Origin of the sequence: Salinicola sp. MIT1003 (assembly GCF_001858555.1) — a bacterium.
In the GTDB taxonomy this organism is placed as follows: Bacteria; Pseudomonadota; Gammaproteobacteria; order Pseudomonadales; family Halomonadaceae; genus Salinicola; species Salinicola salarius.
In genome coordinates this window covers 70,865-94,089 of record NZ_MCAP01000008.1, presented here as the reverse complement: position 1 = coordinate 94,089, position 23,225 = coordinate 70,865, and the positions used below count along the sequence as shown (strand labels likewise).

Genomic DNA, 23,225 nt, shown 5'->3' with positions numbered 1-23,225 from the left:
AACTATACGCTCGCCCTCGCTCCAAAAGAAGTCGAAAAAACGTCGATGAATACCTCTATTGCGCCACTTTGGGGCAACCGCCCGCTCGGCCATTATCCGGCGTTATCCAAAGCCCTCGTTTGACAAACCGGAACCGCTATCAAGGCGTGTCTGTCCTGAAGAGCGCCTGTCGCGAGAAGATGACTGTCGCGAAACAAGGGGGCCATGCCATCCACCAGCGGCTTTTTGCCACAGGACGGCGTATGCTTGGGCTATTCTAGCCATTAGCGTGCTAATTCGCGCCCCGCTCCCCTGCCTCACGACCAGGTCACCATGCCCGCAGACACCACCGACAGTCCCGACAGCCCCGTTTATCGCCAGCCCGGTTTCGCCCCCTTTCTCGCCTCGCGCCTCTGTGCGGTCTTCGCCATGCAGATCCAGGCGATCGTGGTGGCATGGCAGGTCTACGACATTACCCACGACCCGCTGACGCTGGGCTATGTCGGCCTGGCCCAGTTCCTGCCCATGGTGGTGCTGTTGCTGCCGGCCGGCGATGTCGTCGACCGTTTCGACCGCAAGCGAATCCTGCAACTCAGCTGGGCCGCCCAGGCACTCTGCAGTGGATTGCTGATTCTGCTGTCGCTGAAACAGCCCGACTCCGCGGTGCCGTTCTACGCGGTGCTGGTGCTGTTCGGAGCGGCCCGGGCCTTCACCGGGCCGACGCTGCAGAGCCTGCTGCCGCAGATCGTTCCCCGCGATCAACTGGGCAAGGCGATCGCCCTCAACTCCTCGATCATGAAGATCGGCGTGATCGGCGGCCCCATGCTCGGCGGCCTGCTGTACGCCTTCGGCCCGACGTTGACCTACAGCGTCAACCTGGGCTGCTTCCTCGTCGCCCAGCTGGCGCTGGCCGGCGTGCCGGTGCGCTATGCCTTCGAGCGCATCCAGAACGACGATACCGCCTGGCAGCGCTTTACCGCCGGCATCCATTACATCCGCAACAAGCCGGTGATTCTCGGCGTCATCTCGCTGGACCTGTTCGCCGTACTGTTCGGCGGCATCGTTGCGCTGCTGCCGGTCTACGCCCATGAAATTCTTCACGTCGGTCCGGAGGGGCTCGGCGCCCTGCGCAGCGCCATCGCCATCGGCGCCTTTCTGATGGGGCTCTATCTCGGCGTGCGCGCCATCAAGCGCCATGCCGGGATGATCATGTTTGCCGCCGTCGCCGTGTTCGGCCTCGCCAACCTGGTCTTCGCGCTCTCCCACTGGTTCTGGCTCTCGTTCGGCGCCCTGCTGATCGCGGGCGCCGCCGACATGATCAGCGTCTACGTCCGCCTGACGCTCTTGCAGCTGGCCACACCGGACGAGATGCGCGGCCGGGTCAACGCCGTCAACATGCTGTTCATCGGCGCCTCCAACGAGCTCGGGGAGTTCGAATCCGGCGTCACCGCGTCGTGGTTCGGCACCGTGCCGGCCGCGGTCATCGGCTCCGTCGGCACGCTGGCGATCGTCGGTCTGTGGATGTGGAGCTTCCCTGTCCTGCGGCGCGCCGACCGCCTCGATGGCGTCGAAGAGGAACCGGTGGAGAGCCCCACGGCGGCCCGCAAGGCGAGCTGATTCGCGAACGGCTCAAGCGCCCCGGCTCTCGAACTCGAACAGCCGCGCCAGCTGCGAGGCCACCGGCGTCAGCGGCACGCCACGGCGTTTGATCATGTGGAAGGTCGCCATCGGTAGCGAATCGTCCAGCGTCAGCTCCACCAGTTCACCCATGCCGTGCTGGGCAGTCATTTCGCTGGCAAAGGCGCCGACCATGTCACTGTGCTGGATCAGATTGAGCGAAGTGGTAAAGGAGTCGCACACCACGCTGACCTGATCACGCGAAAATCCGTGGCGTTCCAGCGTGTCGGCCAGATCGGCGTAGTAGCCGCTGCGCGCGGTGGGCAATACCCAGTCGCAGTCGATCAGTTCGCTGAGTCGCCGCGCCCCGCTCTTTGGATGATCGCGGCGCATGACCACCACGAACGGTTTCGAGAACAGTGGCAACGCCTCCAGGTCGTTGTCGAGCACGCCGCTGGAAACGGTGTTGATCGAAAAATCCAGCTCACCGTCGCGCAGCCCCGCCACCATCGACGACAACTGGCCCTCGATCACGCGCAACTTCACGTTGGGCAGTTCCCGCCGGAAGCGGCCGACCACCTGAGGCAGCAGCGTGCGTGCTACCGTCGCCGAGGCTCCCATCACGATCTGGCCGCGCAGCACGCCGTTCAGCTGTTCGACGTTCTCGCGCGCCCGGCGCAGTTCTTCGAGGATCAGATGGGCGTGCTGTTCGAAGGCGCGCCCGGACTCGGTCAGCGTCACCCCGTGGGAGGTCCGCAGCAGCAGTGCGGCCCCCAGACCCTCTTCCAGTTCCCGAATCGCCTTGGTCAACCCTGGCTGGGAAAGCCCCAGTTCACGCGCCGCCGCACGAATGCTGCCGCGACGCGACACCTCGACGAAAGCGCGAATCTGATGGAGCTTGATCGGATACTGCATGACAACGGACCCCGATGTTCACGATCACCGCAGGTTATCACCAAAAAGTAATCGACATCTTTTGCAGATCTCGAGCCGGTTCTACTGTGTTTTCGGGTCGCAGACAGCGACCCCGCTCGATGCCCAGGTGCCATAACACAACCGACCGCCGGCTCCGAGCAACGCCATAGCGCGACATGACATCCGATCGGCCCAACCGATCCAACAACAATCGATTCAGGAGTGTCCTATGGAAGCGACCGCCTCCCGCGACGCCGCGCGCCCGCGGCTGTCGATCCGGTTGCTGAACGCTATCGAGCGTTTCGGCAATCGCCTCCCCGACCCGTTCATGATCTTCGTGATTCTCGCCCTGGTCGTGCTGATCGCCTCGGCACTGTTCGCCGCTGCGGGTGCCACCGTCGAACACCCCGGCAGCGGGGAAGTGGAAGCGATCCGCAGCCTGGTCTCCGGCGAGGGTATCCGGTTCATTCTCGACTCGATGCTCGACAACTTCACCGGCTTCGCCCCGCTCGGACTGGTGCTGTCGATGATGCTCGGCATTGGCCTGGCCGAGAAACTGGGCCTGCTGGAAACCCTGATCCGTCATACGATCCTGTCGGCGCCGAAGCGCCTGGTGACCTATACCGTCGCGTTCACCGGCATCATGATGAACGTCGCCTCCGACGCCTCGCTGATCCTGCTGCCACCGCTGGCCGCCATGGTCTATCACTCGCTGGGACGCCATCCGATCGCGGGTCTGGCGCTCGGTTTTGCCAGCGCCGGGGCGGGTTTCACCGCCAACCTGCTGATCGTTGGCACCGATGCCCTGCTTTCCGGGATCTCGACCGAAGCGGCACGCATCGTCAGCGGCGACATCACCGTGACCCCGGTGGACAACTGGTACTTCAACTGCGTCTCCGTGTTCGTGCTCACCATCGTGGCCGCCGTCGTCACCGAACGCGTCATCGAACCGCGCCTCGGCACCTATCAGGGCGATGTCGACAAGGTCGAAAACAACGAGCCGGAAAACGCCGGTCGCGGTCTGCGCAATGCCGGCATCGCCGCACTGGTCTACGTCGCCGCCATCGCCACGCTGCTGTTCTGGCCGAACTCGCCGCTGCGCGGTGCGGATGGCAGCCTGATTCCATCACCGTTCCTCAGCGGCATCATCCCCATCATCCTGTTCTTCTTCATCACCGTCAGCGTGACCTGGGGGATCACCGTGGGCCGCATCAAGCGCTCCCGCGACATCTCCGAGAACATGGCCGAGGCGATGCGCGACCTGGGCAGCTATATCGTGCTGATCTTCGCCGCCTCGCAGTTCATCGCCTGGTTCAACTGGTCGCACATCGGCACCTGGATCGCGGTCAACGGCGCCGACCTGCTGACGGCCATGGACTTCACCGGATTCCCGGTCATTCTCTGCTATATCGTCTTCACCGCCTGCATGAACCTGCTGATCTTCAGCGGCTCTGCCAAATGGGCACTGGAAGCACCGGTGTTCGTGCCGATGTTCATGCAGCTCGGCTATCACCCCGCGTTCGTGCAGGTCGCCTACCGCATCGCCGATTCGTCGACCAATATCATTTCGCCGCTCAACCCGTACATGATCGTGGTGCTCACCTTCATCCGGAAATACGACAAGGACGCCGGCCTCGGCACGCTGATGTCACTGATGCTGCCCTACACCCTGGCGTTCCTGAGTATCTGGATCCTGCTGCTGACCGCGTTCTATCTGCTGGGACTGCCTTACGGCCCGGGCATCACGACCTATCTGCCGTCCTGACGAAGGCCCGAACGTGAAAAGACGCAAGACGACAACGAACAGACGGAGAACTTCACCATGAGCACCGTTACCACGCCCGATCTGGAAACCGCGGTCGCAGCCCTGTTGCCGCAGTTGAAGACCTGGCGACGCGATTTCCACCGCCACGCCGAATCGGGCTGGATCGAATTCCGCACCGCCTCGATCGTCGCCGAAGAGTTGGAGCGGCTCGGCTATCGGGTCAGCGTCGGTCGTGACGTGATCGACGCCGACAGCCGCATGGGCGTTCCCGAGCCCGAAGTGCTGGCCCGGGCGCTCGACCGCGCCCGCGACCAGGGCGCCATCGAACGCTGGCTGCCGGCACTCGCCGGCGGTTACACGGGCGTCGTGGCCGAGCTGGATACCGGTCGCCCGGGGCCGACATTCGCCTACCGCGTCGACCTGGACGCGCTCGATCTCGACGAGTCCCGCGACGACGACCACCGCCCCGTCCGCGAGGGATTCGCCTCCTGCAACGACGGCATGATGCACGCCTGCGGCCACGACGGTCACACCACCATCGGTCTCGGCCTGGCACGTCTGTTCGTCGAGCTGAAATCGCAGTTGAGCGGCCGTATCAAGCTGATCTTCCAGCCCGCCGAAGAGGGCGTGCGCGGCGCCAGGTCGATGGTCGAAGCCGGCGTCCTCGACGACGCCGATATCTTCATCGCCACCCATATCGGCACCGGCGTGGCCAAGGGGACCGTCGTCTGCGGTCACAACGGCTATCTCGCCACCACTAAGCTCGACGCCACCTTTACCGGCGTGCCCGCCCATGCCGGCGCCAACCCGGAGGCCGGCAACAATGCGCTGCTGGCCGCCGCCCAGGCGGCACTCGGCCTGCATGCGATTCCGCGTCACAGTGCCGGCGCCTCGCGCATCAATGTCGGCGTGCTCAACGCCGGCAGCGGCCGCAACGTGGTGCCGGCTACCGCGACGCTCAAGCTCGAGACCCGTGGCGAGACCAGCGAGATCAACGACGAGATGCAGCGTCGGGCGCTGGACATGCTGCGCGGCGCGGCAGCGATGCAGGGAGTGAAGATGACCTACTCCCTCGCGGGCGAGGCGCGCAACTGCGAGCCGAGCCCCGAACTGGTCGATTTCATACAGGAGCGGATTGCCGACCTTCCCGGCATCGACAGCGTGATTCCCGTCGAGAATCGCCCTTCCGGCTCCGAGGATGCCACCACCATGATGCAGCGCGTGCGCGAGCGTGGCGGCCTGGCCACCTACATGGTGTTCGGCACCGACCTCGCCGCTGGCCATCATCATCAGCGCTTCGATTTCGACGAGGACGTGCTTCCGCTGGCCATTCGCACCCTGGCGCATCTGGCACTGCAGGCAGACGACGCTGCACTACGCCGCCGACGTACCGAGACGCTTTGAGGAGAGAGAAACCCATGGACGCAACTGCTACCGACACCACGACCCAGCGACTCGACGCCTTGATCGAAGGCAAGCGCGATCGCTTCATCGACTACGCCAACCAGGTATGGGAATACGCCGAAACGCGTTTCGAGGAGGGTCGCTCGGCGTCGACACTGAGCGAAGCGCTGGAAGCCGAAGGGTTTCAGGTCGAACGTGGCATCGCTGGCATCGATACGGCCTTTGTCGCCAGCTACGGCAGCGGCAAGCCGGTCATCGCGCTGCTCGGCGAGTACGACGCCTTGGCCGGACTCAGCCAGCGCGGTGAAGCGAGCGACGCGGAACCGCTGATCCCCGGCGGCAACGGTCATGGCTGCGGGCATAACCTGCTCGGCGTCGCCGCGCTCGCTGCCGCCGTCGGCGTGCGCGACTATCTGGAAGAATGGCGAGCGCAGCAGGGTCTGTCCGGCACGATCCGCTTCTACGGCTGCCCCGGCGAGGAGGGGGGCTCCGGCAAGACCTTCATGGTGCGCGAAGGCGTTTTCGACGATGTCGATGCCGCCCTCACCTGGCACCCGCAGGCCTTCAACGCCATCTTCTCGACCCCGACCCTGGCCAATATCCAGGCCTACTTCCGCTTCAAGGGCACCTCCGCCCACGCCGCCAACTCGCCGCACCTCGGCCGCAGCGCGCTGGATGCGGTGGAACTGATGAACGTCGGCGCCAACTATCTGCGCGAGCATGTGGTGCCGGACGCCCGCTTCCACTACTCGATCACCCGCACCGGCGGCGCTTCGCCGAACGTGGTTCAGGCCGAGGCGGAGGTGCTTTACCTGATGCGCGCGCGACGCATGGCGGATGTCCAGTCGATCTTCGAGCGTATTCAGAAGATCGCCGAGGGCGCGGCGCTGATGACCGGCACCGAGGTCGAGATGGTGTTCGACAAGGCATGCTCCGGATATCGTCCGAACCGCACGCTGGAAAGCGTGATGCAGGCCCGGTTCGAGGCGTTCGGCCCGCCATGTCACGATGCGGAAGAAAAGGCCTACGCCGAACGAATCAAGGCGACCGTCAGCGAGGACGACCTGCGCACGACCTACGCCAATATCGTCAGCGCCGGCGGAGAGGCCGCCGAAGCGTACGTCGACGGGCTCGCCGACAAGGCGCTGGTCGAGGATCTCGCGCCGTACAGCGCCAGCGAAGCACTGATGTACGGCTCCACCGATGTCGGTGACGTGAGCTGGGTGGTGCCGACGGCCCAGTGCTACGTCAACTGCTTCGCGCTGGGCACGCCACTGCACACCTGGCAGGTAGTCGCGCAGGGACGCAGTTCGCTGGGCCACAAGGGCATGCTGCAGGCGGCCAAGGTGATGGCCGGCACCGCCGTCGCGCTACTGGAAAATCCCGCCATCCTGGCCCGGGCGCGCGAGGAATTGAACGCCGCCACACGCCGGGAACCCTATCGCTGCCCGATTCCCGCCGATGTCACTCCGTCGCCGCTGAAAGGGTGATCGCGAGAAAAACCGACGCGCGAGATCGCCGTTAAACCCCAGGCGGCGCAAGGAGTTAGCGCCGCCTTTTTTTCACCATCGCCGACGTTGCGATCTACCATCGCAGACGCTGTGATCTATCACGGCGGACGTTTTGATGAGTACCGACACGTCCAAAAACCCCATACGCTGCTAATACTTCGTAGCAGAAGAACCATTCTTGTCGCCTGCCCCACGAAACCCCGAAGCTAACCCCGTAAAACCCAGGCCAAGGCCAAGCGCGACCGCCCCCTAATGAAGCGGTCCGCCTTTTTGTTTTCGGACCCCTTACGCAGGCGATAACTTCATGAACCGGCCCGCTTTATCGTTTTCGATCGATGGCAATGTCGCTATCGACCCTCCGCCTTTCGCGATGCAACCGAAGCCAGTACGGCAACTCGACACCTCGCAAATCTCGTCATCGTCAGAAGTCCATTGGCAGCGATTTTCCGTCGCTTACGATTATCCCATCGCGTTTACCCGAGAGATCTTTTCTCCCGACAACCCTCTGCTGGCCGACGCCATCTCGCGCAAGGAACCGCGCAAGACTCATCGTTGCCTGATCTACGTCGACGCCGGCATCGCCGCTACCTGGCCGGATCTGACAACGCGGATCAACGCCTACTTCGCCGCCCATGCCAGCCGCATGACCCTGCTCGCAGCGCCGATCACCGTACCCGGCGGGGAAGCGATCAAGGCCGACCTCGAGACGGTCAACGGCGTGCTGGAAGACATCCGGCACTACGGCGTCGATCGCCACGCCTATGTCATCGTCATCGGCGGCGGTGCGGTGCTGGATGCGCTCGGTCTCGCGGCCGCCATGGGGCATCGCGGCGTGCGCCTGATCCGGCTACCGACCACCGTGCTGTCCCAGAACGACAGCGGCGTCGGGGTCAAGAACGCCGTCAATTTCCGGGGTTGCAAGAACTTCATCGGCACCTTCGCCCCGCCGTGGGCCGTGCTCAACGACTTCGACTTCCTGTGCACGCTTTCGCGCCGCGACCGGCTCGCCGGCATTGCCGAGGCGATCAAGGTGGCGCTGATCCGCGATGGCGCCTTCTTCGACTGGCTCGAGGCCAACGCCGATTCGCTGGCCGAGTTCGATCCACGCACCGAGGAGATCATGATCCGCCGCAGCGCCGAGCTGCACATGCAGCAAATCGCTCGCGGTGGCGATCCGTTCGAACAGGGTTCGTCGCGCCCGCTGGACTACGGCCACTGGTCGGCACACAAGCTCGAGGCGCTGACTCACCACGGCATCAGCCACGGTGAAGCCGTCGCCATCGGTATCGCGCTCGATGCCCGCTATTCCGTGCTCAAGGGGCTGCTGCCCGCCGGCGCCGAATGGCGCGTGGTGTGGCTGTTGAAGCGCCTGGGCCTGCCGGTCTTCCATGCCCAGTTGCTGGAGATCGGTGACGATGGCCAGCCTGCCATCCTGGCGGGCCTCAGGGAGTTCCAGGAACATCTCGGCGGCGAACTGACGATCACGCTGCTGGCCGGCCTGGGCCGTGGACACGATGTTCACAGGATCGATGACACCATGATGACAGCCGCGATCGACTGGCTGCGCGAAGAGGCGAACCGCCATGCAGCTGCCTGACGATCTGGGTCAACTGACCTACTGTCTCAACATCCACCCGACCCAGACCTGGGAAGCGGTGCGCGGCGCCCTGCTCGGGCCGGTCAAGCGCGTGCGGGATGCCCTCTCTCCCGACGCGACCTTCGGCGTGGGGCTGCGCCTTTCCGCCCAGGCGCTGGAGGAGCTTCGCGCCCCCGATGCCCGCGCCGAACTCAAGGAGATCCTGGCGCGGGAGAACTATCGCGTGGTGACCATGAACGGCTTCCCGTTCGGCCCCTTCCACGGCATTCCGGTCAAGCAGAACGTCTACCAGCCCGACTGGAAACAGCGGGCCCGGCTGGACTACACCTGCTGGCTGGCCGACCTGCTGGCGGAACTCGGCGTCGCCGGCGATACCGTGAGCCTGAGCACCGTCCCCGGCACCTACAAGCCGCTGGCCGAGGGAGCCGAGGCCCAGATGGCCGACAATCTGCTCAAGGCCGTCTCCCACTGCGTCGAGCTCGCGCGCCGGACCCGGGTGACCATCACCATCGCCCTGGAACCCGAGCCCCACTGCTTCCTGGAGACCATCGAGGAAACCTTGGCGTTCTTCCACGACTGGCTCTATTCCGATGCTGCCGCCGGCCGCTTGAGCGAGCTCAGCGGGCTGTCGATCGACGAGGCGAAACAGGCGCTGCCGCGGCATCTGGGCGTCTGCTACGACGTGTGCCACGCGGCGGTGGAATTCGAGGACCCGGCCGCCAGCATCGAAGCCCTGCGCACGGCCGGCATTCCCATCCACAAGCTGCAGCTGAGCGCGGCGCTGCGGATCCCGAAATTCGACGCCGCGAAGCGAGAGGCGCTGGCGCCGTTCTGCGAACGGACCTATCTGCATCAGGTCGTGGTCGCCAGCGAAAGCGGACTGGTGCGATACGCGGACCTGCCCGAGGCGCTGGCTGACGAGGCCCGCATCGACGGCGAGGAGTGGCGGATTCATTACCACGTGCCGATCTTCGTGGAGGCGATCCCGCCGTTCGAGACCACGCAGTCGTTTCTCGCCGACATTCTCGCCCTTCATCGTCAGCAACCGATTTCGCAGCATCTGGAAGTGGAGACCTACACATGGCAGGTATTACCGGAGACTCTACGCACCGAGAGCGTGGAGAAGGCGGTGGCGCGGGAGCTGACCTGGGTCAAGCAGCAGCTGATCTGAGACCGGCCGGTGCGATAACAGCGGACTCGACGACACTGCGTTCGAAAACCAGCGTCTGGCTGGAGCTAGGGCGGGTTTCCAATCTCCCCACGGTCTGGAGCAACGTGCTGGCCGGCGCCGTGCTGGCCGGCGCAAGCGCCGGCGCGCTCTGGCAGTCCACCACCGCCCTGCCGTTGTTGCTGGCTCTGACGCTGTTCTATCTCGGCGGCATGTATCTCAATGACGCCTGCGATGCCGAGATCGATGCCCGCGAGCGCGCCGATCGCCCAATCCCGCGAGGGGACGTCGACCGCCTGACCGTCGCACTGCTGGGAGCCGGGATGCTCGCGCTGGGGAGCCTGCTGCTGTTCATGAGCCATCTCTCCGCCGGGCTGACAGGGCTGGCACTGATCGCCGCGATCCTGAGCTATGACTGGTGGCACAAGCGCATCGGCTGGAGCCCGCTGCTGATGGGGGCGTGCCGTCTGCTGACCTACCTGACCGCGGCGCTGGTCGTCACCAATACGCTCAACGACATGGTGGTCTGGGGGGCGATCGGCCTTGCCTGCCATGTCATCGGCCTGACCTACGCCGCTCGCCAGGAGGCCTACGACCGGCTGGGCGCGGCCTGGCCGCTCGGTGTGCTGGCCGTGCCGGTCGTGTTCATGCTGGCCACCATGCTGACCGGACCCGAACCCTCGCTGCTTGCCCTGGCGCTGTGGCTGGGCTATCTGGCCTGGGGAGCGCGCTGCCTGATGTGGCTGTTCCGCCGGGCGCCGGGAGACGTGCCTCGCGCCGTCGTGGGTCTGATCGCCGCCATTTCGCTCTATGACGCCACGCTGATGGCGGCCATGGGCTCGACCGCCATGGCATGGCTGGGAGTGCTGGCCTTCGCTGCGACGCTGGCGCTGCAACGGGTGACTTCCGGGACCTGAGGTCGGGCGCGGTCGGCGTCACTATTCCGAAGTGAACAAGGCCGGGCAGACATCTCCGCGATGTCTGCCCGGCCTTTCTGTCATGCGTCATTCCACGTCAGGATTCGGCGTGGCGTACACTCGTCTCAGGCGCTGGTGACATCGGTAGCGGTCTGGCGTGACGCCATGTCGATCTCGTCGCCCTCGAACACATGCGCCAGTACCAGCGCCTTGAAGTCCGTCGCGTCGACCGCGCCGTCGGGCAGTAGGCCCGCTTCCGACGAGATCACCAGCGGCCCCATGGCGGGATCGTCGGTCAACCGGCCGTGGGCGCCCTTGACCAGCGCCGTGTCCTTGAGCGAGATGACATCCAGCAACTGGCGCATGCCCAGCTTGCGCTTGACCAGGCGCCACCCGGCCGACAGCTTGGGCGATTTCAGCGCCGGGTCGAAGAACAGCTCCACCGGGTCATATCCCGGCTTGCGATGAATGTCGACGGTGCGCGCATAATCCGGCGCGCGGGCATCGTCCAGCCAGTAGTAGTAGCTGAACCAGCGATCCGGCTCGGCAATCGCCACCAGTTCTCCCGAGTTGGGGTGATCGAGGCCGTGCTCGCGCTTCTCGCGATCGCCCCAGACCGCTTCCACCCCCTTCAGCCCTTCGAGCACTGCCCGGACCTTCGGAATCTCTTCCGGATCGCGGACGTAGACGTGCGCCACCTGATGATCGGCCACCGCGAAGGCCCGCGACGCGCCGGCATCGAGCTGTTCGCGCTCCTTCTCCCGGCGCACCGCGACCAGACCCGCCCTGCGCAGGGCGCGATTGATATGGATGGCGTCGCGTACCGGCGTGATCCCGTACTCGGACACGACGATGACCCGCCGCCCTTCACGCTCGGCCGCATCGATCAGCTCGCCGCACAGGGCATCGACGTCGCGGAGATCGCGCTGCAGTTCGGGGTGTGACAGATCCGGCCCCAGCCGCTGGAGGTTGTAGTCCAGATGCGGCAGGTAGGTCAGCGTCAGCGTCGGATCGCGGGTTTCCATGACATGCCGCGTGGCATCGCTGATCCAGCGACTCGAGGAGATGTCCGCCATCGGCCCCCAGAAGGTGAACAGCGGAAACGTGCCCAAGCGCTCGTCGAGTTCGTCGTGCAGCGCCGGCGGATAGGTGTAATGGTCGGGCAACTTGCGACCGTCGGCGGGATACATCGGCCGGGGTGTCGCGCTCCAGTCTGCCGTCGAATACATGTTGTACCACCAGAACATCTTGGCGCAGGTAAAGTCGGGATTCTTCCGCTTGCCGGCTTCCCAGATCTTCTCCCCCGCCACCAGCCGATTGGACTGGCGCCAGAACCACACTTCGGACAGATCGCGAAAATACCAGCCGTTGGCCACGGCGCCATGCCCGCTTGGCGGCAGGCCGGTCATCAGCGTTGCCTGAACGCTGCAGGTCACCGCAGGTGTCACGGTATTGAGCGGCCTCGATCCGCCACGCTCGGCGAGACGTTTAAGGGCCGGCGTATGCTTGCCGACCAGTTGGGGGGTCAGCCCCACCACCAGAATGACGAGAGTCTTATTCATGATTCCTGCCTGCCGATTCAGCCATGGATACCCACCGTCACGAGACGATCGAAACGATATGTAAAGGCTGCATATCAGTTGGGAAGGCGCCAGACAATCGGCACGAGTTCCGGCACGCCATTTTGAGGCGTTATCAGGAAAAAAGCGGTGGTATTGCCGACTCTAAGGATCAGAAACCCATATTTCCAAGGACCAGAAAACCCACATCAAAAAAGGAATTCATCTTCGAATGACGGGCCTTCAATTGGCCAGATAATTGAGCTTGGGGATTGTTTTATCCAGCCGATAGAGTAACGCCAATGACAATCGTATCGGGACGCTTACATGACCGTTACATGCTTCGAACTTCTCCGCGACTGGATCTGCCGCCAGGCGCCCGATCAGGCCGATTGGCTGGATGACCGCTATGCCGCGTTCAGCCAGGGCGCCAACGAGCAGGATCTCCATCTCTTCCTCGGCCTGGCGCCGCGACGACTGGGCAGACAGGACCTGATGCTGTCGCCAGCGGATCTGGCGCTGGCGAACCAGGCCTATCCCGGCTGGAACCCTGCGGGCTGGAGCCTCGACGGCGCGGCCCGCGTCGCCGCCCTGCTCGCGTTCGAGGGTCCGCGCCCGTTCGCCGCCATGTTCCAGGATCTGGTCAGAACCGCCGATGCCCGCGAACTGGTCACGCTGTATCGGGGTCTGGCGCTCTATCCCCAGCCGGAATCACTCGAATTCGAAGTGGGCGAAGGGCTGCGCTCCAACATGCGGGCGGTGTTCGAGTCCATCGTTCATCACAACCCCTATCCGCGCGATCACTTCGACGAACATCGCTGGAACCACATGGTGCTCAAGGCGCTGTTCATCGGCAGCGGGCTGGGCGCCATCGTCGGCCTCGACGAACGCTCCAATGCCGAACTGGCGAGAATCCTGCTCGACTACGCCCAGGAGCGCTGGGCGGCCGGGCGTCCGGTCAGCCCGGAGCTGTGGCGCTGCGTCGGCCCGTTCGCGGAGCGAGTTTCGGCCTACGCGGCCCTGCAGCGCGCGCTGGCGGGCACCCCGGCGGAACGTGGCGCCGCCACCCTGGCGCTGATCGCCGCCGATACCCCCGCCGCCCGAGATCTGCTGTCGACGGCACCGGACACCGCCGCGCTGGCGGCAGACGGCCGCCTCGACTGGAACCACCTTACCCTCCAAGAGGCCGCCTGAGATGTTCATCGATCCCCACGCCCACATGGTGTCCCGTACCACCGACGATTACGAGGCCATGGCCGCGGCCGGCATCGTGGCGCTGGTCGAACCGGCCTTCTGGGTCGGCCAGCCGCGCACCTTCGTCGGCACGTATGTGGACTATCTCTCGTCGCTGGTCGGCTGGGAGCGCTTCCGCGCCGGGCAGTTCGGCATTCGCCACTACTGCACCATCGGCCTCAACTCCAAGGAGGCCAATAACGAAGCGCTGGCGGAAGGCGTCATGGAGTGGCTGCCGCGCTTTGCCATGAAGGAAGGCGTCGTCGCCATCGGCGAGATCGGCTACGACGAGCAGACACCGCTGGAAGACAAGTATTTCCGTGCCCAGTTGACGCTGGCCAGAGAGCTCGGGCTGCCGGTAATGGTGCACACGCCGCATCGCGACAAGAAGCGCGGCACCTCACGCTCGATGGACGTGTGCGAAGAGATGGGGCTGGATCCTTCCTGGGTGGTGATCGACCACAACAACGAGGAGACGGTTCGCGAAACGCTGGACCGGGGCTACTGGGCCGGCTTTTCGATCTACCCGTCGACCAAGATGGGCAACGCGCGCATGGTCGAACTGCTCAGGCAGTACGGCGGCGACCGCATCATCGTCGACAGCGCCTGCGACTGGGGGATTTCCGACTGCCTGGGCGTGCCCAAGACCGCACGGCTGGCGCTCGAATCCGGCATCGCCGAATCCGTGGTGCGCCAGGTCACCTACGAAAACGCGCTCACCGTCTACGGCAAGAGCGGCCAGATGCAGGCCTCCGACTGGCTGAATCCACCGCCCATCGACCAGCGCACCCTGTTCGAGGGCAATTCGATCCTGCGTGGCGGCCGCGATCCCCTGGTCGAAACGCCGGCCCGGCATCGATGCGACAGCCTGCACGGCGACGATCTGCTGATCGAGTAGCGCCCGCGACCTCGAGCCACCTCCGCCAGTTCCAACCGGACTGGCACCCGACGCCTCTCGACGGCAAAATGCGGGCAACTACCGCATGCCGTCGAGAGGAATCTCATGTCTTCGCCGACCGATAACGTCGTCGCCGAGTCGAACCCCGAAGCGAGGCGACCGGACACCACGCTGGCCATGATCGTCTACGCCCTGCTTCTCGGCGTCTTCGTGACCGGCATTACGCCGGTGATCGGCGTGATCATCGCCTACGTCTATCGCGGCAACGGCCCACGCTGGCTGGACGAGCACTATCGCTACCATATCCGCACTTTCTGGATCGGGCTCCTCTACGCCTGCATCAGTTGGGTACTGGCCTTCGTGCTGGTCGGTTTCGTGCTGATGGCGCTGCAGGCCGTGTGGCTGATCGTGCGCTGCGTCATCGGATTCAAGGCATTGCAGGAACGTCGCGCGCCGGACAAGGTCGATAGCTGGCTGTGGTAAAGCCCGGGTGTGAAGGCTGGGTGGTGAAGCCCGGATGACAAAGACGCCAACCAAAAAAGAGAAACGCATGATCGAAGGTCTGCAAGCCCGCGCCATTCATGGACTGTGGCGCCTGCTGTCCCACTGGCGGCTGAAGACGATATGGTCACTGGCAGGGGTCGCCAGCCGGCTGCTCTACGCCTTCTCCCGCCGTGAGCGCCACGTCAGCCGGCGCAATCTCGAAGTCGCCTACCCGCAGGACAGCAGCACCCAGCGGCGTGAACGGGTGCGTGAAAGCCTGCGCCACTCCGCGGCCACCATGCTGGAGCTCGGCTTTGCCTGGATCGCCAGGCCGGAACGCGTCGAGGCCGCCATTGTCGAGGTTCACGGCCGCGAGCTGCTGGACGACGCGCGGGCCGAGAATCGCGGTGTGATCGTGCTGGCGCCGCATTTCGGCAACTGGGAAGTGCTCAACTTCTGGCTATCCAGCCACTTCCCGTTCACCGCCATGTACGAGCCGCCCAAGATTGCCGATCTCGATCCCGTCATCCGTCACGGTCGCGAACGCATGGGGGCGGAGCTGGTGCCGACCAATCCACGAGGCGTCGCCGCCCTGCTCAAGGCGCTCAAGCGGGCCGAAGCCGTCGGCATCCTGCCCGATCAGGAGCCCAGCTGGGGCAGCGGGGTCTTCGCCGACTTCTTCGGCCGCCCGGCCTACACCGCCACGCTGCTGCCCAAGCTGGTCGCCCGTACCCAGGCTCGTGTCGTCACCGGCGTCGCCAAGCGCCTGCCCGACGGTCGCGGCTTCGCGATTCACTTCCTGGTCGCCGACGACCGCGTCTACGACACCGACGAGGCCACCTCGGCCGCCGGCGTCAATGCCTGTGTCGAATCCGCCATCGCCCTCGATCCGGCCCAGTACCAGTGGGAATACAAACGCTGGAAGAAGACCGAGCAGGAGCAGCAGAAAGTCCCCGGGTATCGCCAGCAGCGCTTGTATAGCAAGCGCTGATCGTCGTCGAAGGACCGGCGTCGCTGGAAAGCCCTTCGTCGACGAAAACCGCGTTACTGCTCCAATCCGCCGAAGCGCCCGGCCTGGTAATCGTCGATCGCCTCGACGATCTCCTCGCGGGTATTCATCACGAACGGGCCGTGGGAGACCACTGGCTCGCCGATCACATCGGCATGACCGAACAGCAACCGGGCATCGCTGGACGCGTCGATCTCGACGCTATCCCCTTCACGGTCCAGCTCGACCAGATGCCGTGGTTCGACCGGCTCGTCGCCCACGGTGACCTCGCCGTCGACGACATAAAGGAACACCTGCCGCCCGGGCACGACCGGCAACTGCTCGCTCGCGCCGGCCGGGAGCGCCAGGGTCGACATGAACACGCCCGTCTGGCTCTCGATCGGCCCGACCGGCTTCCCGCTCTCGAACTGGCCAGAAATCAACTTGAGCTCGCCGCCGCCGGGTAGCGGCACTGTCGGAATCGAATCGGCCTGCAGCCCGACATAACGCGGTTCGCTCATCTTGAGGCTGGCCGGCAGATTGATCCACAGCTGCAGGATCTCCAACGGCCCGCCGTCGCGCAGAAACTCGGGCGGCGAAACCTCGGCATGGACGATGCCGCTGCCAGCCGTCATCCACTGTACGCCACCGGCATGGATGACGCTCTGATGCTCGGCGCTGTCGGCATGCGCCAGCGAGCCCTCGAGAATGAAGGTGACGGTTTCGAAGCCCCGGTGCGGATGCGGCCCGAACGGCAGCCCGCGATTGTTGGTGGGGTAGACCTGCGGCCCGTGATGGTTGAGAAACAGGAACGGATCGAGCTGATCGAGCCCCGGACCCGGCAGTGGCCGGCGGGTGGTGAGATCGCCGATATCGTCGCGGATCGCAGCATGCTGGGCGATGACTCGGCGTGGCTTGAACGCGGACATGAAGGCTTCCTCGATAGATTCACCCGCAGTCTAGAGCACGCCACGCACGAAAAAAGCGAATGATTTTCACCGCTTCATTGCATCGATTCGTCGCTTGAGGAAGTCGCCCGCGTCGTTTTCAACGCCGCTTCGATCAGCGCCACCAGCGGCGACTGGGCCGGCGAAAGCCGGGACACCATGATCAGCTCGCGATGAAAGCGCTGCTCGCCCAGCGATATCACGCGTACCGGCAACGGCTGCTGGCGCCGCCACAGCCCGGTCAGCGGAATCAGCGCGACGCCCAGGCCGCACTCCACCATGCGGGCGATGGCGTCGATCTCGTCGAGCTCCAGCCGGATCGCGGGGCGCAACCGCTGCCTTTCGAGAAAGCGCACCACCTGACGGCCGCCGAAAGAACCCCGGTCGTAGAGCACCAGCGGGTGGCTTTCGAGCAGCGATTCCACCGTGCCGCCTTCGACATCGGGCGGTGCGATCAGCACGAACGGCTCGCGAGCGATGATGCAAGAATAGAGATCGCCGGGGAGCGCGAACGGCGGGCGAACGATCAGCGCCACGTCCAGATCGCCCTTGTCGACCTGATCGAGCAGCGCCAGCGAGACACCGGGGACCACGCGGGTCATCACGCCCGGCGCCTCGCGGGTCAGCGCCTGCAGTACCTCGGGCAAGGCCCCGCTCTGCAGGCTGGCGATCGCGCCGAGATGCCACTCGCCGGTCAGGCCGTCCGCCCCGGAGTGCCGGATCCGCTCGGCCAGCGCCAGCATCTCGTTGGCCTGCGGCAGCAGCCGGCGTCCGGCCGCGTTGAGTCTGACGGCACGCCCGGTGCGCTCGAACAGCGGCTCACCGATATCGGCTTCGAGATTGCGGATCTGGGCACTCACTGCGGACTGGGTCAGCCCGACGGCGCTGCCGGCGGCGGAGAAGGTGCCGTGACGGACGACGGCGAGAAAAGTACGAAGTTCTCTCAGCATGGCGAATCGCGGCGGGAAGAATCCAGATTATTTGATGGCAGACAGCAATATTATGCGCTTTTCATCAAATTTATTCGCCGTCAGAATGCAGTCACTGTCATCACCGATCCATTCCATCCAAGACAATCAGGAGCTTTTCCATGGCGCTGTCCCCTTTCCACCTCGCCATTCCGGTCCACGACCTGCCCGCAGCCCGCAAGTTCTACGGCGAGACCTTCGGCCTCAGCGAAGGCCGCTCCAGCGAGCAGTGGGTGGATTTCGACTTCTATGGCCACCAGCTGGTGATCCACGAGCATCCCATGACGCCGTCGCAGGAGTCGGCCCACACCAACCCCGTCGACGGTCATGACGTGCCGGTACCGCACTTCGGCATCGTGCTGAGCTGGCCGGAATGGGAAGCGCTGGCAGAGCGCCTGAAAGGCTTCGGCACCGACTTCGTGATCGAGCCCTACATTCGCTTCAAGGGCCAGCCGGGCGAGCAGGCAACCATGTTCTTGCTGGACCCGTGCGGCAACGCGCTGGAGTTCAAGGCGTTCAAGGACATGAGCCAGCTGTTCGCCAAGTAATTCCTCTGGCAACGCCCCGACGATGACGAGGCCGCCGACTCCGAACTGACTTTCGGAATCGGCGGCCTCGTCGTTTTTCGCGTCGTTTTCTCGTCACTCTCATTCCCGGAGCGTCGCCTTTTGAGCGTCGCCGGCGTCAGGCCGTCTCCAGTCGTCTCAGAGAGAGCCCACCGATCGCCAGCGCCGCCAGCAGCAGCACCGCGATGAACAGCGCAACGCCGTTCCAGCCGCCCCAGTACCAGAACGCCCCGCCCAGGGTGCCGGCGACGCTGGAGCCGAGATAGTAGCTGAACAGATAGAGCGAAGACGCCTGCCCCTTGGCCTGCCTGGCGCGTTGACCGACCCAGCCGCTGGCCAGCGAGTGCGCCGCGAAGAAGCCGAAGGTGAACACCAGCATGCCGATCAGGATCAGGCTGATGGGCTCGAACAGCGTTATCGCAAGCCCAACCAGCATCATCGCGATGAACAGCCAGAAGATCCGCGGACGCCCGAGCTTGTCGGCCAGGGAACCGGCCCAGGCCGAGCTGTAGGTGCCGGAAAGATAGGCAACCGACAGAACACCGACCAGCGCCTGGCTGACATGATAGGGTTCCGCCAGCAGCCGAAAGGCGATGTAGTTGTAAAGCGTGACGAAGCCGCCCATGAGCAGGAAAGCCTCGAGGAACAGAAGCGGCAGCCCGCGATCCTTGAACTGCACAGTGAAGCCGGAAACCACGTTGCGCCAGTTGAGCGCCCGCGGCGTGAAATGCCTCGACGGCGGCAGCCAGCGCATGAACAGCAGCGCCGCGACCAAAGCCACCACACCGATCGTCGCGATCACGATGCGCCATGGCATCCAGTCCACCATGACGCCGCTGATCAGGCGCCCGCTCATGCCGCCGATGGAACTGCCACTGATGTAGAGTCCCATCGACAAGCCGATATAACGGGGGTGGATCTCCTCGTTGAGATAGGTCATCGCCACCGCGCACAACCCGGAGAGCGACAGCCCCGCCAGCCCCCGCATGACCAATACTCCCGTCCAGCTCGGCATCGCCGCGGCAATCAGGGTACAGACCGCCGCCGCCAATAGCGCCACCGACATCACCGACTTGCGCCCCACCGTGTCCGAGATCGGCCCGGTGATCAGCAGGCCGATCGCCAGCATGCCGGTGGCGACCGACAACGACAGGCTGCTGGTGGCGGCGTCGATGCCGAAGGCGTCCGACAGGATCGGTAGCAGCGGTTGGACGCAGTAGAGCAGCACGAAGGTCGAGAAGGCACCGAGGAACAGTGCCAGCATGGTCGGCCGATAGCCGCGCTGACCACGTTCGATGAAACCGCTCTCGACGGCTTCCGCCTCGCGCGCCAGCTGATGATTGGCGGCCTGGGTGGCATTGTGGATGTCGGATGAGGTATGGCGGGACAACCCGATTCTCCCGAAGACGATGGCTGGCGCCGGAATGCCATGGTCGGCCCGTTGCGCCGAGTTGATTTAGACCTTGGTAGGTTACGCCGCCGCCATTAAGCTTTCTAATATATTATTCGACGCTTTTGAGAGGTTTCGCGACTCAATGGAACTGCGCTATCTGCGCTACTTCGTCGCCGTGGCCGAAGAGCTGCATTTCAGCCGCGCGGCCGAGCGACTGGGAATCTCGCAGCCGCCGCTGAGCCAGCAGATCCAGGCGCTGGAGCGCGAGCTGGGCACACGCCTGCTGACACGGACCAACCGTCGCGTCGAGCTGACCGAAGCCGGCCGGGTCTTCCTCGACGAGGCGCGCGACATCCTGGCACGAACCGAGCGCGCCACCCGGCTGGTGTCCCGGCTCGGGCGTGGCGAGGCCGGCCAGCTGCGCATCGGCTTCACCACCTCGGTGCCCTTGAGCCCGACGCTGCCGCGTACGCTGATGCGTTACCGCCAGCGCTATCCCGATGTCGAGCTGCGCATGCACGAGCTCAACAGCCAGCGCCAGGTCGCCCCGCTGCTCGAGGGCGACCTGGATATCGGCATCATGCGCCCCGCCACCCTGCCGGATGGCCTCGACGCCTTCACCCTGATTCGCGAACCGCTGATGGCCGTGGTCAACGAGCAGGGGCCGCTCGGTGGCAGCGCGCTACCGCTGACGCTCGAAGCCTTGGCGGCTCACCCCTTCGTCTATTTCTCGCCCGCCGCCGGCACCGGCCTGCTCGATCAGTTCAATGCCCTGTTCGCCAAGCGCGGCCTGACGCCCCGGCTGGTACAGGAGGTCGGCGGGCCGAACACCATCATCAGCCTCGTCGCGGGCGGCATGGGCGTGTCGGTTCTTCCTGCCTCGTTCCAGCACATCCGGATCGACAATGTCCGCTATCGCCCGCTGAGCGATGCCGACGCCGTGTCCGAAGTCTGGCTGACTCACGCCCGCCACCACCTGACGCCCCAGGCCAGATCGTTCATCGATCTGGTCCAGCGCCCCGTCGACCCATGACGCCTTCCCTCCTCGCGGGCCCGGCCGTGATCGCCGCCCCTATACAACCGGCTTGACCTCGCTCGCCCCTCGTCACAGACTGCCCGTGGCGATGCACGATATCGCCAGCTTGACGGGGTGCCGGTGGAACCGGCTGAGATCGTCCTGCGCCGGAATTCATTCGACGGCGCCACGGCGGATCCCGACGAACCTGATCCGGCTAGTACCGGCGTAGGGATCAAGCGGAGACCGTGGTGTGGGAGAAGACCCGCCCGTGCCGGTTTTCCCCTCCTGCGCTGTGCGCCGGCCTGACCCCGATAGCCTTGGCAAGTACGCCGGGCTAGTCATGCCACGGAGCACAACCGAACATGAAATCCCCACAGTTTCTCTCCGAAACCGCCCGCGTCGACAGCGCCGCCATCGCGCCGTTGCCGGCCTCGACCAAGATTTATGTCGAAGGTTCGCGTCCGGATATCCGCGTGCCGATGCGCGAAATCTCGCTCTCGCCCACGCAGACCCGAAGCGGACTCGAACCCAACGCGCCGCTCACCGTCTACGACACCTCCGGCCCCTACACCGACCCGGCTGCCGACATCGATATCCGCCGTGGCCTGCCGGAACTGCGCCGCCAATGGATCGACGAGCGCGGCGACACCGAATGGCTCGACGGCCCCAGCTCGACCTACGGCCGCATTCGTGCCGAGGATCTGCGTCTGTCGACGCTGCGATTTCAGCTCCAGCGCACGCCGCGTCGTGCCCGCATGACAAAAGAGGGACGGGGCGCCAACGTCACCCAGCTGCATTACGCCCGCCAGGGCATCATCACGCCGGAGATGGAATTCATCGCCATCCGCGAGAACCAGCGCCGGCGGCAGGCCCGTGCCCTCGATACCGATCCCATGCTGGATCACCAGCACCGGGGAGAGTCCTTCGGTGCCGAGCTGCCCGACGAGATCACGCCGGAGTTCGTGCGTGACGAAGTCGCCCGCGGCCGGGCGATCATTCCCGCCAATATCAATCATCCGGAGTCCGAGCCGATGATCATCGGCCGCAACTTCCTGGTGAAGATCAACGGCAACCTGGGCAACTCGGCGGTGACCTCCTCGATCGAGGAAGAGGTCGACAAGATGACCTGGGGCATCCGCTGGGGCGCGGACACGATCATGGATCTCTCCACCGGCCAGAACATCCACGAGACGCGGGAGTGGATCATTCGCAACTCGCCGGTGCCCATCGGCACGGTGCCGATCTACCAGGCGCTGGAGAAGGTCGACGGCGTGGCCGAGAACCTGACCTGGGAGATCTTCCGCGACACCCTGATCGAACAGGCCGAACAGGGCGTGGACTACTTCACCATCCATGCCGGCGTGCGCCTGCATCACGTGCCGATGACGGCCCGGCGCGTCACCGGCATCGTCTCGCGCGGCGGCTCGATCATGGCCAAGTGGTGCCTGTACCACCACCGGGAGAACTTCCTCTACACCCACTTCGAGGAGATCTGCGAGATCATGAAGGCCTACGACGTCTCGTTCTCGCTGGGCGACGGCCTGCGCCCGGGTTCGATTGCGGACGCCAACGACGAGGCCCAGTTCGCCGAACTGGAAACCCTGGGCGAGCTGACCCGGATCGCCTGGAAACACGATGTCCAGGTGATGATCGAAGGCCCAGGCCACGTGCCGATGCAACTGATCAAGGAGAACATGGACAAGCAGCTCGAATGCTGCGACGAAGCGCCCTTCTACACGCTCGGTCCGCTGACCACCGATATCGCCCCGGGCTACGATCACATCACCTCCGGCATCGGCGCGGCGCAGATCGGCTGGTACGGCTGCGCGATGCTCTGCTACGTCACGCCCAAGGAGCACCTGGGCCTGCCCAACAAGGACGACGTCAAGACCGGCATCATCACCTACAAGATCGCCGCCCACGCCGCCGACCTCGCCAAGGGGCATCCCGGCGCGCAACGTCGCGACAACGCGCTGTCGAAAGCCCGCTTCGAATTTCGCTGGGAGGATCAGTTCAATCTCGGTCTCGACCCGGACACCGCCCGCGCCTATCACGACGAGACGCTGCCCAAGGACTCGGCCAAGGTGGCACACTTCTGCTCGATGTGCGGGCCGAAGTTCTGCTCGATGAAGATCACCCAGGAAGTGCGCGAACGCTTCGGCGACGATGCCGAAGCGCGCCATGAACGCGACGCCGGCATGGCGGAACAGGCAGAACGCTTCAAGCGCGAAGGCGGCGAACTCTACCGGGAGGTGTAGACGCTCGCGGCGTCGGGCATCGTGCCCGACGTCTGCGGCTT

19 protein-coding genes and 1 riboswitch are annotated in these 23,225 nt (G+C 64.9%); of the genes, 14 read left to right on the top strand and 5 right to left on the bottom strand.

All coding sequences use genetic code 11. The features are described 5' to 3' along the window. Positions 1–312: 312 nt before the first annotated feature. Positions 313–1,596 (top strand): MFS transporter, encoded by a 1,284-nt coding sequence (locus tag BC443_RS04205; protein WP_071230593.1) that lies wholly within the window; start codon positions 313–315, stop codon positions 1,594–1,596. Positions 1,597–1,608: 12 nt separating this feature from the next. Here BC443_RS04205 and BC443_RS04200 read toward each other — a convergent pair whose 3' ends face one another. Next, positions 1,609–2,511, bottom strand: a complete 903-nt coding sequence (locus BC443_RS04200) for a LysR family transcriptional regulator (protein WP_071230592.1) — start codon at positions 2,509–2,511, stop codon at positions 1,609–1,611. Between the two features lie 229 nt (positions 2,512–2,740). Between BC443_RS04200 and BC443_RS04195 the strand changes: the two genes are divergently transcribed. The 6 genes from BC443_RS04195 (at position 2,741) to BC443_RS04170 (ending at position 10,873) form a co-directional block, all read left to right on the top strand. Next, complete coding sequence (locus BC443_RS04195) at positions 2,741–4,276, top strand: AbgT family transporter (RefSeq protein ID WP_071230591.1); 1,536 nt, start codon at positions 2,741–2,743, stop codon at positions 4,274–4,276. A gap of 57 nt (positions 4,277–4,333) precedes the next feature. Then, positions 4,334–5,680 (top strand): amidohydrolase, encoded by a 1,347-nt coding sequence (locus BC443_RS04190; protein ID WP_071230590.1) that lies wholly within the window; start codon positions 4,334–4,336, stop codon positions 5,678–5,680. A 14-nt stretch (positions 5,681–5,694) separates the two neighbouring features. Beyond that, positions 5,695–7,170, top strand: coding sequence for a M20 family metallopeptidase (locus tag BC443_RS04185; RefSeq protein ID WP_071230589.1), 1,476 nt, complete (start codon positions 5,695–5,697; stop codon positions 7,168–7,170). A gap of 325 nt (positions 7,171–7,495) precedes the next feature. Then, on the top strand, positions 7,496–8,788 hold the full coding sequence (locus BC443_RS04180; RefSeq protein ID WP_244179802.1) for a 3-dehydroquinate synthase: 1,293 nt from the start codon (positions 7,496–7,498) through the stop codon (positions 8,786–8,788). Then, positions 8,775–9,959: a metabolite traffic protein EboE gene (gene eboE / locus BC443_RS04175; protein WP_071230588.1), complete on the top strand. Its 1,185-nt coding sequence runs from the start codon at positions 8,775–8,777 to the stop codon at positions 9,957–9,959. Before BC443_RS04180 ends, eboE begins: the two co-directional genes overlap by 14 nt. Next, a complete protein-coding gene (locus tag BC443_RS04170; RefSeq protein WP_210766244.1) occupies positions 9,869–10,873 on the top strand; it encodes a UbiA family prenyltransferase in 1,005 nt (334 codons plus the stop codon). Before eboE ends, BC443_RS04170 begins: the two co-directional genes overlap by 91 nt. 125 nt (positions 10,874–10,998) lie before the next feature. Here BC443_RS04170 and BC443_RS04165 read toward each other — a convergent pair whose 3' ends face one another. Continuing rightward, positions 10,999–12,435, bottom strand: coding sequence for a nucleotide pyrophosphatase/phosphodiesterase family protein (locus BC443_RS04165; protein WP_071230587.1), 1,437 nt, complete (start codon positions 12,433–12,435; stop codon positions 10,999–11,001). A 324-nt stretch (positions 12,436–12,759) separates the two neighbouring features. Between BC443_RS04165 and BC443_RS04160 the strand changes: the two genes are divergently transcribed. The 4 genes from BC443_RS04160 to BC443_RS04145 all read left to right on the top strand — a co-directional run bounded on the left by BC443_RS04160 (position 12,760) and on the right by BC443_RS04145 (position 16,037). Then, the gene (locus tag BC443_RS04160; protein WP_071230586.1) at positions 12,760–13,626 is read left to right on the top strand and encodes an EboA domain-containing protein; all 867 of its coding nucleotides are present in this window, start codon (positions 12,760–12,762) and stop codon (positions 13,624–13,626) included. A 1-nt stretch (position 13,627) separates the two neighbouring features. After that, positions 13,628–14,563, top strand: a complete 936-nt coding sequence (locus BC443_RS04155) for a TatD family hydrolase (protein ID WP_071230585.1) — start codon at positions 13,628–13,630, stop codon at positions 14,561–14,563. 105 nt (positions 14,564–14,668) lie between these two features. Next, complete coding sequence (locus BC443_RS04150; RefSeq protein WP_071230584.1) at positions 14,669–15,046, top strand: DUF4870 domain-containing protein; 378 nt, start codon at positions 14,669–14,671, stop codon at positions 15,044–15,046. 67 nt (positions 15,047–15,113) lie between these two features. After that, positions 15,114–16,037: a lipid A biosynthesis acyltransferase gene (locus BC443_RS04145; protein WP_247643217.1), complete on the top strand. Its 924-nt coding sequence runs from the start codon at positions 15,114–15,116 to the stop codon at positions 16,035–16,037. A gap of 53 nt (positions 16,038–16,090) precedes the next feature. On the opposite strand, the gene BC443_RS04140 is transcribed toward BC443_RS04145, so the two are convergent. Both BC443_RS04140 and BC443_RS04135 read right to left on the bottom strand, forming a co-directional pair. Further along, complete coding sequence (locus BC443_RS04140; RefSeq protein ID WP_071230582.1) at positions 16,091–16,963, bottom strand: pirin family protein; 873 nt, start codon at positions 16,961–16,963, stop codon at positions 16,091–16,093. 74 nt (positions 16,964–17,037) lie between these two features. Beyond that, entirely contained in the window at positions 17,038–17,931 is an 894-nt protein-coding gene (locus tag BC443_RS04135; RefSeq protein WP_071230581.1) for a LysR family transcriptional regulator, read from the bottom strand. A 140-nt stretch (positions 17,932–18,071) separates the two neighbouring features. Here BC443_RS04135 and BC443_RS04130 point away from each other — a divergent pair, with 140 nt between their 5' ends. Then, the gene (locus tag BC443_RS04130; protein WP_071230580.1) at positions 18,072–18,497 is read left to right on the top strand and encodes a VOC family protein; all 426 of its coding nucleotides are present in this window, start codon (positions 18,072–18,074) and stop codon (positions 18,495–18,497) included. 136 nt (positions 18,498–18,633) lie between these two features. Here the strand turns inward: BC443_RS04130 and BC443_RS04125 are convergent, their stop codons facing one another. Next, entirely contained in the window at positions 18,634–19,905 is a 1,272-nt protein-coding gene (locus BC443_RS04125) for an MFS transporter (RefSeq protein ID WP_071230579.1), read from the bottom strand. Between the two features lie 145 nt (positions 19,906–20,050). Here BC443_RS04125 and BC443_RS04120 point away from each other — a divergent pair, with 145 nt between their 5' ends. Beyond that, a complete protein-coding gene (locus BC443_RS04120; protein WP_071230578.1) occupies positions 20,051–20,941 on the top strand; it encodes a LysR substrate-binding domain-containing protein in 891 nt (296 codons plus the stop codon). Positions 20,942–21,044: 103 nt separating this feature from the next. After that, positions 21,045–21,175: riboswitch (TPP riboswitch) on the top strand. A 113-nt stretch (positions 21,176–21,288) separates the two neighbouring features. Then, a complete protein-coding gene (thiC, locus tag BC443_RS04115; protein ID WP_071230577.1) occupies positions 21,289–23,184 on the top strand; it encodes a phosphomethylpyrimidine synthase ThiC in 1,896 nt (631 codons plus the stop codon). Positions 23,185–23,225 lie beyond the last annotated feature (41 nt).